The sequence below is a fragment of the Acinetobacter sp. ANC 4169 genome, from assembly GCF_002135355.1.
GTDB lineage: Bacteria > Pseudomonadota > Gammaproteobacteria > Pseudomonadales > Moraxellaceae > Acinetobacter.
The window spans coordinates 1-14280 of the sequence record NZ_NEGE01000028.1 but is presented as its reverse complement, the minus strand read 5'-3'; the positions used below and the strand labels follow the sequence as shown (position 1 = coordinate 14280).

At 45.1% G+C, this 14280-nt stretch carries 11 protein-coding genes; 5 read left to right on the top strand and 6 right to left on the bottom strand.

All coding sequences use genetic code 11. The annotated features are described in order from the left end of the window. Positions 1-165: IS3 family transposase (locus B9T26_RS15395; RefSeq protein WP_143223037.1), on the top strand; the 165-nt coding region annotated here is incomplete at its 5' end. Between the two features lie 845 nt (positions 166-1010). Here the strand turns inward: B9T26_RS15395 and B9T26_RS15385 are convergent. From B9T26_RS15385 to B9T26_RS15360, 6 genes are all read right to left on the bottom strand, one after another. Continuing rightward, positions 1011-1307, bottom strand: coding sequence for a HigA family addiction module antitoxin (locus B9T26_RS15385; RefSeq protein ID WP_205666425.1), 297 nt, complete (start codon positions 1305-1307; stop codon positions 1011-1013). Between the two features lie 10 nt (positions 1308-1317). Beyond that, positions 1318-1596, bottom strand: coding sequence for a type II toxin-antitoxin system RelE/ParE family toxin (locus tag B9T26_RS15380; protein ID WP_086200512.1), 279 nt, complete (start codon positions 1594-1596; stop codon positions 1318-1320). A gap of 161 nt (positions 1597-1757) precedes the next feature. Beyond that, positions 1758-2870 (bottom strand): molecular chaperone DnaJ, encoded by a 1113-nt coding sequence (dnaJ, locus tag B9T26_RS15375; protein WP_086200511.1) that lies wholly within the window; start codon positions 2868-2870, stop codon positions 1758-1760. A 107-nt stretch (positions 2871-2977) separates the two neighbouring features. Then, the gene (locus tag B9T26_RS15370; RefSeq protein WP_086200510.1) at positions 2978-3355 is read right to left on the bottom strand and encodes a hypothetical protein; all 378 of its coding nucleotides are present in this window, start codon (positions 3353-3355) and stop codon (positions 2978-2980) included. A gap of 133 nt (positions 3356-3488) precedes the next feature. Next, entirely contained in the window at positions 3489-6626 is a 3138-nt protein-coding gene (locus B9T26_RS15365; protein WP_086200509.1) for an efflux RND transporter permease subunit, read from the bottom strand. After that, positions 6623-7741, bottom strand: coding sequence for an efflux RND transporter periplasmic adaptor subunit (locus tag B9T26_RS15360; RefSeq protein ID WP_086200508.1), 1119 nt, complete (start codon positions 7739-7741; stop codon positions 6623-6625). The genes B9T26_RS15365 and B9T26_RS15360 overlap by 4 nt, the downstream gene beginning before the upstream one ends. Positions 7742-7888: 147 nt before the next feature. Here B9T26_RS15360 and B9T26_RS15355 point away from each other — a divergent pair, with 147 nt between their 5' ends. The 4 genes from B9T26_RS15355 (at position 7889) to B9T26_RS15340 (ending at position 13979) form a co-directional block, all read left to right on the top strand. Next, positions 7889-8512, top strand: coding sequence for a TetR/AcrR family transcriptional regulator (locus B9T26_RS15355; protein WP_086200507.1), 624 nt, complete (start codon positions 7889-7891; stop codon positions 8510-8512). Between the two features lie 148 nt (positions 8513-8660). After that, on the top strand, positions 8661-11345 hold the full coding sequence (gene ppc / locus B9T26_RS15350; RefSeq protein WP_086200514.1) for a phosphoenolpyruvate carboxylase: 2685 nt from the start codon (positions 8661-8663) through the stop codon (positions 11343-11345). A gap of 299 nt (positions 11346-11644) precedes the next feature. Then, positions 11645-12946: a solute carrier family 23 protein gene (locus tag B9T26_RS15345; RefSeq protein WP_086200506.1), complete on the top strand. Its 1302-nt coding sequence runs from the start codon at positions 11645-11647 to the stop codon at positions 12944-12946. Positions 12947-13073: 127 nt separating this feature from the next. After that, entirely contained in the window at positions 13074-13979 is a 906-nt protein-coding gene (locus B9T26_RS15340) for a LysR family transcriptional regulator (protein WP_086200505.1), read from the top strand. Positions 13980-14280: the final 301 nt, after the last annotated feature.

The window sequence follows — 14280 nt, the reverse complement described above, 5'->3', positions numbered from 1 at the left end:
GTGTTTACTACCCGAAAAGAAGCCAATGCTGTCTTGTTTGAATATATTGAGATTTACTACAATCGAATTAGACGGCATTCTGCAAATGGCTGGTTAAGTCCAGAAGCTTTTGAACAGAATTATTTTAAGAATTTAGAGGGACCGATTGTCCACGATACTGTCTAGGATCAAGATTATGAAATTCATATCGATATTTTTATTAGCTTCACTTACTATGAACCCAGTTTTTGCTAAAGGAAATAAGCCTTGTTCTGGCAAGAAAGGGGGAGTTAAGCATTGTACTTCTGATAAAAAATTTATGTGTAATGATGGCTCTGTAAGTGCCTCAAAGAAAGTATGTAATAGTTAGGGGTAAGTCATGAGTTTTAGAATAAGAGCAGGTAAATCTCTTGATGGTATTTCTTTTTCTTTTGGTAAATCTATAAATAATAAACCAACAGCAAAAGAAATAAAAAAATAAAGAATTCCAAAATTTTTTAGTTAAATCGGCTTCAGATTTAAATGAAAGCGTCTTCTCTTTCATAAAACTTTATGGCTATGATCCCAAACAAATTCAAAATGATAGTATTGATCTGGATGAACTTCTAATCGGAGATGAAGCTTTTGAAAAATTTAAAGCCCTTTCCCTCCATGCTAAAGAGATTATTGAAAAAGTAATCTATTCAGAAGACACAGGAATTAAGGGAAAACGTGACATCACTGATGCTATATTTGAGCTAAAATCATTTGTTAAAAGCTGTCCTCAAAAATATCACAAGCCACCACAACAATTTTCTTATTTAAAAAATACAAGTTCAACTATACCTGCCATACCACAACAATTTCGTTCACCTGCTGAAGTAAAATTTGAGAAAACCAAGCGGATCCTATTATGGATTGGCATATTCATTATGCCTTATATTTTTGCATGGTTTACTCTTAGTAAAACCTTTACTAAAAACAATAGAATTATAGCGTTTGGATGGATGTTATTCGTAATAATTCTAATGCTTAGCGGAAAAAACTAGGTACTAACAGCTAACAAAAAATGGTTGAATCTGCGGACGCTGTTTTTGTGATTCTATCCAGAGTGAATACTTAGATTGAACACGCATTAACAGGTCTGCACTGATACCTAAAGCATCATGTAAACGTAAAGCCACATCTGCGGTTACAGGTGCTTTGCCATTAATAATTCGAGAAAGTAATGGACGTGTCACTTGGATGCGCTCAGCAAGTTCTGTGATCGTAATCGCTTGTCCTTCTTCTTTTAACCCATCTAACCATTCTGAAACTAACTCACCTGCATGAGCTGGATTATTCATCATCATATTCACCTCAATGGTAGTCCTGATAGTCCACGATATACGCATTACCGTCTTTAAAAATAAAAGTCATTCGCCAATTGGCATTCACTGTAATTGCCCAATGATCTTTTAATTTACCTTTCAAAGGATGAAGCTTCCATCCAGGGAAGTTCATTTCATCAATGCTTTGAGCTTCATTCAAAGCAGTTAATTGTCTTTTTAACTTGGTTGAATGAACAGACTGAATACCTGCTGTAGAACTTGTTTTAAAAAACCTTTCTAACCCTTTATGTTTAAAATCTACAATCACAAGAAACCTTCCTTTGTATAGTTGTAGTATACAAAAAATCGTTCAGTAAAACTATACAAAAATAGAGTCCAAATTTCATTTAACATAAAATCTCTTATACGAAATATAAATACAATAAAAAAGGGATGCCTATGCATCCCTTTTTCTGAGGTCATCCAGAATTAATCAAACAGACCGAAGAACGATTTTTTCTTAGGCGATGATTTATTGTCATCACCATCCATCGTTTCTTGCAACTCTTTTAACAACTCACGTTGACGAGCAGTTAAGTTCACTGGTGTTTCGACCACTACGCGGCAAAGCAAGTCACCCTGCATGCTGGTACGTACCGGTTTAACCCCTTTACCACGCAAGCGGAACATTTTGCCGGTTTGAGTTCCCTCGGGAATTTTCAGGCTGACACGGCCATCCAGAGTTGGAATCTGAATTTCTTTACCCAAGGCAGCATCAGCAATGCTGACTGGTACATCCATATACAGGTCTGCACCGTCACGCTGGAAGATTTCATGCTCACGCACAACCACTTCTACGTATAAGTCACCTGACTGACCATCACGAATCGCTTCACCCTTACCGCTTAAACGTACGCGGTCGCCATTGTCCACCCCTGCAGGAATAGTGACTTCAAGCGTTTGCTGACGATCTTTTACACCTGAACCATGACAAGTGTTACATGGGTTCTTGATGATTTTGCCTTGACCGCGACAGGTGCTACAAGTCTGCTGAACAGAGAAGAAACCTTGCTGCATGCGCACTTGACCTGCACCATGACAGGTTTTACAGGTTTCAACATCGTTCGGATTTTTAGAACCTTTACCTTCACAGGTCTCACACGGTGCCGGTGCAGTAAAGGTAATGGTTTTTTTCACACCCTTAACCGCTTCTTCAAGCGTTAATTCAATAACGTAGCGCAGGTCTGATCCGCGACGTGCACGTTGCTGGCCACGGCCACCACCGCCACCAAACGCACCACCAAAGATGTCGCCAAACTGACTGAAAATATCTTCTGCGCTGAAACCGCCACCGAAGCCACCACCGCCCATGCCGCCTTCAAAGGCGTTATGCCCCATACGGTCATACATGCTGCGTTTTTCGCTGTCGGATAAAATTTCATAAGCTTCAGCAGCTTCTTTAAATTTTTCTTCAGCTTCAGGGTTGTCCGGGTTACGGTCTGGATGATATTTCATCGCCAACTTACGGTAGGCTTTTTTAATTTCATCATCACTAGCGGTTTTAGCGACGCCCAAAACCTCATAATAATCACGTTTAGCCATGTCTGGCGATGCTCCTCACGGAATTTTATTTAATACTTAACTGTGGAGTGAAATTGGGGATGAAAAAAATTTTTACAAGGGGACGATGGGAAAAAAGTTTATCCAGCTTAGAAAACGGCTTTATTTTTGAAAAATCGGGAAATCCCTTTCAGCCAGGCATTCAACAGGAATAAAAAGGCAATCATGGCAAAAACGACGCCTGCAACAGTACAGCCTTTGACCCAAACTTCGCTATCCCAATAAAAGAAAATAAGTGGAATAAACCACAGTGCTGCAAAACACACCAGAATTATATAGATCACAATATTACGCATGATCCAGAGCGCTTGCGCCTCAAGCCAGACTTCCACTTCGTCCACCTGTGTGACTTTGCGCGCAAACCAGTAAGCAAATATGCCACTAATCACAGTAAATAAGGCCAAAAACATCAAGACATAGGAAATCGCAATAGAACGGCGAAGTCGGCTTAAATTGTCTTGCTTCATGTGCGTTTTAACCCCATTTACCACATGTTTGGATTTTTAATATGCAGTAAATTGCTTTATAGAAATGTATACAAATATTAGGTGCTACTATATTGAAGTTTTCAATATTTCGCACCTTATTATTGTCAAAAAATTACTCCGTTTGGCTATTTTTTTGCACTTTAAACCATTGTGCATACAATGCAGGTAAAAAGAACAAGGTGAGCAGGGTCGCCACAATCAAGCCGCCCATAATGGCAACGGCCATTGGACCAAAGAAAATACTGCGTGATAAAGGAATCATCGCCAGTACTGCGGCCAGCGCTGTCAACACAATCGGACGGCAACGACGTACGGTGGCATCAAGAATGGCATTCCAGGGATCATGTCCCGCCTGAATATCCTGTTCAATCTGGTCAATCAAAATTAAAGAATTGCGCATGATCATGCCCGATAGTGCAATGGTTCCCAGCATCGCCACAAAACCAAAGGGTTTATTCAGCAGTAACAGAAACAGGACCACCCCTATCAGTCCTAAAGGTGCAGTCAAAAACACAATAAACGCGCGTGACATACTCTTGAGCTGAATCATCAGCAAGGTCATCACCACCGCCAGGAAAAACGGCATTCCGGCATTGACCGAGTTTTGTCCACGTGCCGACTCTTCAACCGTACCGCCCACCTCAATCAGATAACCGCTTGGCAGTTCGGCACGCAGCTGATCCATTTTATCAGTGAGTTCATTCACTACGGTAGCCGGCTGCAAGTTGGTGCGAATATCGGCACGTACGGTAATGGTCGGCAAACGGTTACGATGCCAAATCAGGCCATCTTCAAATTTATATTCAATTTTGGCAATTTGCGCCAATGGCACCGAGCCGCCATTGGCAGTGGGTACGGCCAGACTAGACAGTGATTCCACACTAATCCGTTCTTGCTGATCACCACGCAAACGAATTTCAATCAGTTCACGTTTTTCACGGTACTGGTTAATCACGGCACCACTGATGGAGCTGTTCAGGAATTGCGATAAATCTAAGCTCGACACCCCCATTTGGCGGGCACGGTCCTGATCAATATTCAGCTGAATAACCTTGCTTGGCTCGCCCCAGTCCAGATGGACATTGGTGGTATTCGGATTATCTGCAATCACCGCCGACACTTTATGCGCCCATTGACGCACCAGATTCAGGTCTTTACCGGAAACGCGGTACTGCAATGGATAACCGACTGGCGGGCCATTTTCCAACAATGATACCCGGGTACGTACATCTGGCAGCAGTTTACGGATTTCCTGATCCAGAGATTTGCGGATTTCATCGCGGTCATCCAGCGATGAAGCCAAGACCACAAACTGGGCAAAACTGGCTTGTGGCAATTGCTGATCCAGCGGCAAATAGAAACGGGTGGAACCTGTACCGACATAAGCCACATAGTTGTCGATGCCCTGTTTGGTCGACAGGAATTTTTCCACTTTCTCGACGGCATTTTCTGTGGCCGTGAGCGATGCGCCTTCTTCCAGTTTTAAATCCACCAGAATTTCGGCCCGGTTGGAGGGCGGGAAGAACTGCTGTGGCACCAGTTTAAACATCAGCACCGACAGCACAAAAATGCCGACCGTGGTGGCAATCACGGTTTTACGATAGGTCAGGCACTTATTTACCCAGGATCTAAACTTTTGATAAAACCGGGTTTGATAAGGATCATGATGTTCACCGGCATGATGCAGCACCGCTGGAGGTTCAGGTTGCTTGCGTAAGCGTGCCCATAAGCGCTGATACCACGGCGCTTTCTGAAGCAGGTCTTGATTAAAATCTGGCAGCAGTTTATCGCCCAAATACGGGACAAAAAGGACTGCTGCAAACCATGACACCACCAAGGCAATGGTCACTACCTGGAAAATGGAACGGGTATATTCACCGGTACTGGAGGCTGCAGTGGCAATCGGCAAAAAGCCGGCTGCGGTAATCAGGGTGCCGGTCAGCATGGGAAAAGCCGTGGTTTTCCAGGCAAAACCGGCAGCTTCCAGCCGGCTATAGCCCTGCTCCATTTTCACCGCCATCATTTCAATCGCGATAATGGCGTCATCTACCAATAAACCCAGCGCGAGAATTAAAGCGCCGAGTGAAATTTTATGCAGTCCGACATCAAATATATTCATGCCAGCAAAGGTCATAGCCAGCACCAGTGGAATGGAAAATGCCACCACCAGACCGGTACGGAAACCCAGTGAAAAGAAACTGACCAGTAAAACGATAATCACCGCTTCCGTCAGCACTTTCATGAATTCATTCACGCTACGCTTCACAGCAACAGGTTGATCAGACACCTTTTTCAGTTCCATACCCAAGGGCAAAGATTGTTGCAAATGGGCAAATTCAGTCTCTAAATTTTTACCTAAAGCCAGAATGTCGCCGCCTTTACGCATGGAAACTGCAATGCCAATCCCGTTTTCTCCCATAAAGCGCATTCGTGGCTGAGCCGGTTCGCTAAAGCCGCGATAGATTTCGGCAACATCGCCCAGCTGAATGGTCTTACCTGCCACCAAAAGCGGCATCTGCTTGAGTTCATCGACATTTTGCAACTGACCACTCACGCGCATTTGAATGCGGTCGGTTCCTGTTTCAAAGAAACCGGCACTGGCCATGGTGTTTTGCTGTTGTAGCGCTTGCTGAATCGCGGTGACCGGGATGCCGAGTTGTGCCGCTTTGGTATTGGACAGTTCAATCCAGATTTTCTGGTCTTGCAGGCCCACCAGATTGACTTTTGCAACATCCTTGACCCGCTGCAACTGCAATTGCAAACGGTCGGCATATTCCTTCAATATGGCGTAGTCATAATCTTTGCCGGTCAAAACATAGATATTCCCGAAGGTATCGCCAAATTCATCATTAAAAAAAGGACCCTGTACGCCACTCGGGAGTTGATGCTGGATGTCACCGATTTTTTTACGTACCTGATACCAGACATCGGGAATCTGATTGGAGCGTAATGAATCTTTGGCGACAAAAGTCACCAGTGATTCACCGGGACGTGAATAGGCCATGATGCGGTCATAATTACCGGTGCTCATCAATTCCTTTTCAATGCGGTCCGTCACCTGCAAGGACACTTCCTGTGCGGTTGCTCCCGGCCAGTAGGTCTGGATCACCATCACCTTAAAGGTAAACGGCGGATCTTCACTTTGCGCCAGTTTGGAATAGGAAACGATCCCGACGATGCCCAGCAGCAGCATAAAATAAAGGATCAAGCCTTTATTTTTCAGTGCCCATTCCGACAGGTTAAAATTCATGATGCAGCTCCTGCCGAAATTTTCACGGCACGATTATCACGGTCAATCGGCTGGATTTTTTGTTTTTCACGCAATAAGTGCACGCCGCCAATCACCACATAATCTTGCGGATTCAGGCCAGACAATACCGGCACGCTGTCACGACCATAAGCCCCCAGTGTTACCGCCACCTTATGAATGGTCTGGTCCGGCTTCACCACCCAGACATAAGCCTGCTGGCCATTGGCCGAAACACTGGACAAAGGCACGCTGAGTACATTGTTTCGGGTCTGATTAAAAAACACCCGTGCACTCTGGCCCAGCTGAATGGCAGAATTGCCTTCCCGTAAAGCCACCTTGACACTAAAGGTCCGGGACTGATCGGCTGCCGGAGAAATTTCACGCACATAGCCGGCAAATTTTTCTTCCGGCTTGGACCATAAGGTTACCCACGCCGTTTGACCGACTTTAATTTCTGAAATGGCCTGTTCCGGCACGCCTATTACTACTTCACGATCACCGGCAATTGCCATCTGATAAGCGGCTTGCCCTGCAGCGACCACCTGCCCCACTTCAATATTACGTGCGGTAATCACCCCGTTTTTATTGGCTATCAGCTGGTTATAACCGGTCTGGTTACTACTGACTTCATAATTGGATTGTGCCTGTTTCAGCGCAGACATCGCCGATTTATACTGGTTATCAATGGCGTCATATTGTGAACGGCTCACGGCATTCATCGGCAACAGCTGTTTAAAGCGTTGCAGTTCATCTGCGGCAATCTTTGCTGCCGACTGGGCACTTTCCAGTTGAGCTTTTGCTGAATTGAGCTGGAGCTGGGCATCTTTCACATCCAGTTTTGCCAGGACCTGCCCCACCTTGACCTGATCGCCAACATCGACATAACGTTCAGTAATTTGTCCCCCCACCCGGAAAGCCAAAGCCGTTTGCTGACGTGCCTGCACATCCCCGGCATAGCTTTTCTGCTCATTATGGCTACTGTTCGGCTGAGTCACCATCACAAACGGGACCTGTTCTGTTTCGGTTGCATCCGTGCTGCACCCCAATAAAGTCACACTGCAAATAATCATCATGCTGGCAAGGGCGGTTTTTACTGCAATCTTTACTGTGCTCATGAAGTTCGCTCTTATCTCAAAATGTTTTTTAGGGCAAAATAAGAATTCTCTTAAATTGATCATTTTTTAATTAATATACTGGCTGGTACAGTAATTATAATAATCCGGTCAATGCAATGACCTTTTTAATTTTTTTTGGAAAAAATTGTGCAAATAAATGTGGGCCGTCCCAAGGACTTAGAAAAACGTCAGCGCATTTTAAATGCGGCAAGAAGCCTGTTTCTGAAACATGGGTATCATGGCTCCAGCATGAACCAGATTGCCCAAGAAGCCGGGGTGACCAAACTGACGGTATACAATCACTTTCAGGATAAAGCCAACCTGTTTGTCTGTGCCATTGCTGCCACCTGTGAGGAACTGATCGACGCTCGGCCTTTCAATCTGCATGCTGACAGTGATTTTCATCAAGAATTTGTGCATGCCTGTGAGCTGGCGCTGAATATCATTAACTTACCTGAAGCCATCAAGCTGGAACTGTTATTGCTGGAGCTTGCGGTTGAACAGAATCAACTGGCACACATGTTTTTTAATGAATCTCATCTGCGTATGAATGCCATGTGGGAAAACTTTTTCCAGCAGGCCATCGAGCTGGGCTTTATTCAGACCGAAGCATTAACCACCTTGAACCAGCTGATTGTTTCTTTACTTTTCGGTATGCGCCATCATGAAGTCTTGCTCGGCATGCGCACAGTCCCAACGCCTGAAGAAAGGCAGCAGATTATTCAGTACAGCATTGACATCTTTATGCTGAAATATCAAAAAAAACCTTAAAAGCTGTTGTTCCATTTTCCTGACCGCGCAAACGGCAGCTCAATTGCGAGTTTTAGCAGCAAAAGATTACCGACTTTTGTCTGCCCCCTACTTGGAATGTCATTGAATCGGGGTATATTCAAAAGAGAAGCCTAGGAGAATGAAAAAAATGATTCAACAAATTGATGCTCCACTGCGTGAGGATGTGCGCTTACTTGGGAACCTGCTGGGAGAAACCCTCAAGGAGCATGCTGGACAAGATTTGTTTAATCAGGTCGAACAAATTCGTGCCCTGTCCAAGGGTGCGCGTGATGGCCAGGTTGAAGCCGAAAAACAGCTGGAACAACTGTTCTTGAGTCTGGAAGATGATGAAATTCTTCCCCTCACCCGTGCATTCACCCACTTTCTGAATTTTGCCAATATTGCCGAACAGTACAATGTGGTTCGAAGTCGCCGTAAGAGTGAATTTGATGAAAATGCACCTTCACCCAATCCGCTCGATCACCTGTTCCAGAAATTCAAAGACCATGAAATTTCCGCAGATACTTTATTCAAGCAAATTTGCGAACTGAACATTGAACTGGTGCTCACGGCGCATCCGACTGAAGTTAGCCGCCGTACCCTGATTCAAAAATATGATGACATTAATGACTGCCTGTTTAAGGCCGATCAACAAAAGCTGACCCCACGTGAACGCAAAGCTGTACTGGAAGAACTCAAACAACTGATTTGTTCTGCCTGGCAGACCGATGAAATCCGTCAGCACCGTCCAACCCCGGTCGATGAAGCCAAATGGGGCTTTACCACTATTGAACAAACCCTGTGGAATGCGGTTCCCAAGTTCATCCGCGAACTGGATGAAATGGTTGAAGACCACTGTGGCCAACGTTTACCCTTAACCGTTGCACCGGTGCGTTTTGCCTCATGGATGGGCGGTGACCGTGATGGTAACCCGAATGTCACGCATAACATTACCCAGGAAGTATTGTGGTTATCGCGCTGGAAAGCTGCCGATTTGTACCTGCGCGATATTGAAGACCTGCGCTGGGAATTGTCGATCCAGAACTGTAGCAATGAACTGATGCAGGCACTGGGTCATGCGCATCCTGAGCCATACCGTGAATATCTGCGTGACACCCGCGAACGCTTAAAAGCCACCCGTCACTGGCTTGCGCAAAAGCTGCAAGGGCAAGATGCCGATGACAGTCTGGTGATTAAAAGCAAAGATGAATTATTACAACCGCTGTTGCTGTGCTACCGTTCACTGATTGCCTGCAACCTGCCGGAAATTGCCAATGGCAAACTGCTCGATTTTATTCATCGGGTCAACTGCTTTGGCATTGAACTGTTAAAACTGGATATCCGTCAGGAATCCGGTCGTCATCGCCAGGCGATTTCTGCCATTACGGAATATCTGGGTCTGGGCAATTTTGAAACCTGGACCGAACAGGCGCGCCAAAACTTCCTGTTGCAAGAATTGCAAAGTAAACGCCCATTACTGCCTAAACATCTGAATGAACCGAAACAAAGCCTGATTGAACATCCGGATGTGCAGGAAGTGTTTGCCACCATGCGCACGCTAGCCGAGCAGCCGGAAGAAAGTCTGGGCGCGTATATTATTTCCATGGCGGAATATCCAAGTGATGTACTGGCGGTGTTACTGCTGCAAAAAGAAGCCGGCATCAAGCATCCGCTGCGCGTCGTGCCGTTATTTGAAACCCTGAAAGATCTCGACGGCGCAGCCCATACCATGAATACCCTGTTCAATATGCATTGGTACAAACAGCATATTCAGGGCAAACATGAAGTGATGATTGGCTATTCCGACTCGGCCAAAGATGCCGGATTCATGTCGGCCAACTGGGCGCAGTATCGTGCACAGGAAGAACTGACTGCGGTTGCACAAAAGCATGCCGTACAACTGACCTTGTTCCATGGTCGCGGCGGTTCAATCAGCCGTGGCGGTGCACCGACCCAGCAAGCGCTATTTTCACAACCGCCTGGCTCGATTTCCGGTGCCATCCGCGTGACCGAACAGGGCGAAATGATTCGCTTCAAATTTGGTCTGGAAGGCATTGCCTTACAAAATCTGGAGATTTATACCGCAGCAACGTTGGAAGCCACTCTACTTCCCCCACCGGTGCCTAAAAATGAATGGCGTCAGTTGATGCACAGCATGACCGACCTGTCGGTACAGGTTTATCGTGAAACGGTGCGTGAAAATCCCCATTTTGTGAAATACCTGCGTACCGTGACTCCGGAACTTGAACTACAAATGTTGCCGCTCGGTTCACGGCCGGCAAAACGTAAAGTCAGTGGCGGTATTGAATCCTTGCGTGCCATTCCCTGGGTCTTTGCCTGGACCCAAATCCGTTTGATGCTGCCGGCCTGGCTCGGCACTGGAGCAGCCATTAACCAGATGATTGATCAGGGGCAAAAACAGCTGCTGGATGAGATGCTGCAACAATGGCCGTATTTCCAGACCCTGATTGATATGCTGGAAATGGTCCTTTCTAAAGCCGATAGTCATGTGGCGCTCTATTACGAATCGCATTTAACTGATGATGAAGATTTAAAAGTTCTCGGCAACGAACTGCGTCAACGTTTAAAAGATGCGGTACAAACCTTGTTGGCACTAAAAGGTGAATCACAACTGCTCAGCAGCAACGAAGTACTGGATCAGTCTATGCAGGTGCGTAAGCCGTATTTATTGCCGCTACATCTATTACAGGCCGAGTTGATGAAACGCCGCCGTCGCTATCTGGCAGAATGTCAGGCCGAACATACCCCGGTCGATCATGCATTAATGGTGAGTATTGCCGGGATTGCGGCCGGACTGCGTAATACCGGTTAAGTCCTGATTTCCCCAGAAAAAGCACATTTTCGTAATGTGCTTTTTTTTTAACCATATGGTCAAAAGTTTCTTGATATTTTTTATAAATAAAATAAGAAATACTTATGAATAAATCGAAACATCTTCATCCATATTAACTATTGATTTAGCATTATTTTTTAAATAGAAAAACTTTTACCATATGGTAAAAACATTTGAAAAGTCATAGCATTAATTTGAACAAAATTTTGTTTCAATGATTAAATCTTCCAAAAAAGAAGCGTATGATGTGCACAATTTATCTTTAGAGTGCTCAAAAAATGCCCAATTGGTTTCCCAAATGGCGCCCGTACGAAGGCAGTATCGATGCACGTCCTGTAGGTACAAACGAATATCTGCCACCTGCACAAAGTGTGGTACTGGGAGTACAGCATGCCTTTGCCATGTTTGGTGCAACGGTGCTTGCACCCTTCCTGATGGGTTTTGATCCTAATCTGGCCATTTTAATGTCAGGGATCTGTACCATTCTGTTTTTCCTGATGACCGGTGGTCGTGTACCAAGCTATTTAGGTTCCAGCTTTGCCTTCATTGGGGTGGTGATTGCAGCAACGGGTTATGCCGCTTCGGGCACAGGTGCACCCAATGCCAATCTGGCCTTGGCTGCTGGCGGCATCATGGCCTGCGGTATTCTGTATGCCATTTTTGGCTTGATTGTCATGGCAACAGGCACCAACTGGATTGAGAAACTCATGCCACCTGTGGTGACCGGTGCCGTCGTGATGATTATCGGTTTAAACCTTGCACCTGTTACGGTAAAAGGTGTCGCTGGCAATAACTTTAACATGTGGATGTCGCTGGTGACCGTGCTGTGTATGGGTTCGATTGCAGTATTTACTCGCGGCCTATTGCAACGTCTGTTGTTATTGATCGGTTTATTACTGGCTTATCTGGTCTATTACATTGTTTCCAATGTACTGGGGCATGGCACGCCCATTAATTTCACTCCGGTTCAACAGGCAGACTGGTTTGGTATTCCGACCTTCCATTCACCGGTATTTGATCTCAATGCCATGCTGATTATTGCGCCGATTGCACTGATTTTAGTGGCTGAAAACCTGGGTCATATCAAAGCAGTGGGTGCCATGACCGGTGAAAACCTTGATCCGCACATTGGTAAGGCCTTTGTTGCCGATGGTCTTGCGACCACTTTATCGGGTGGTGTTGGTGGTCCGGGGATGACCACTTATGGTGAAAATATTGGCGTAATGGCCGTGACCCGTGTCTATTCCACCATCATCTTCGTATTTGCCGGTATCTTCGCGGTTTTCTTAGGCCTATCACCAAAGTTTGGCGCCATTATCCATACCATTCCAACCGCAATTTTAACCGGTGCCTCAATTGTGGTCTTCGGTTTAATTACCATTGCCGGTGCGAAAATCTGGATTGAAAACAAGGTCGATTTCTCTAAAAACAAAAACCTGATGGTGGCTGCGGTAACCATTATTTTAGGGACCGGTGACTTTGCTTTGCAATTTGGTAACTTTAACTTGGGCGGGATTGGTACTGCGACCTTTGCAGCATTAATCCTGAACTGGTTCTTTAGCTTAGGCGATAAATCATAATCGTCATTTAAAATAACTATTTAAAATATTTTAAAAAATTCAGGCAGCCGCAAGGCTGCTTTTTTTATCTCTGATACTGGGCAAATTTTAGTATGATGGGTCAAATTTCACTGAGCAGACTCAGCACATGCGTCTCGACTTTTTTGATTTGCAACTGTTTTTGAATATTGTAGAGACCGGCAGTTTAACCAAAGGTGCTGAACGCTCCGCAATTTCCCTGCAAGCCGCCAGCGAGCGGATTAAAAAAATTGAACAACAGTTTGCGGTGCATTTATTTATCCGCCATGCTTCCGGGGTCAAACTGACTCTCGCTGGGCAGGTTTTTGCCTCGCAGGCGCAGGTGCTGCTGCTGCAGGCTCAACAATTACAACAACAGATGCTGCCCTTCTCTACAGGCTCGCAAAGTGAAATGACGCTGTGGTGTAATTCCTCTGCACAAAGTGAATATCTGCCCTTGCTTTTGCCGCAATATCTGCTAGAAAATCCCAATATCCAGATTGAGTTAAAAGAAGCGGAAAGTAATGACATTATTCAGGCACTGGAAAATGGCAGCGCCCAGCTCGGCTTAATTTCAGGTTTTTTTAATTCAAAAAATTTACAGACCCTGGAATTTTCCGATGATCCTCTGGTGCTGATTTGCCCCATGCATCATGAACTGCAGCATCAATCTGCGCTGCAATTGGCCGATGTGCTGAATTACCCTTTCGTGGGTCTGATGCAATATCATTCCTTACAGCAATCGATTGAAACACAGGCCAAATTGCTCGGCTGCGCGATTCAGTACCGTTTACGTTTACCCAATTTTGCTGCGATTGCTCAGGTCGTTGCCAATGGTGTCGGCATTGCGATTATGCCAAAACGCGCGGCCAATCGTTTAAGTTCGGTTTATTCTTTTCAGCAAATTGAACTGACGGGGGACTGGGCCAATCGCAAGCTGTTATTGGCAGCAAAAAACTTTGATGCCCTGCCGCTGACTTATCAACATTTCAGTCAGTTTTTAGTTTCGCAAAAATCCCGGTTACTGAGTTACTGAGTTACTGAGTTACTGAGTTACTGAGCCGAGTTAAAACTGATAATTAGACTTCTTTCATAAATCATTTTAGAAACTAAAAATTGTTCGTAAAGCCAAAATTGAAAATAGATTTTAGTCGATATTAGATTCATGAGTGTGGCATGGATGCCACACGTTTCCCATCCCTTGCGCTGCATTTTAAAGCAGTGCTTAAAACTGGCTCAGGATGTCGTGTATGGGAAATAAAAGATTTTTCTTGCGGACTCCAAATATATTTTGAGATCCTCATTTTGGCCTTTCAAAAGTAGAGAGATTGCCTACA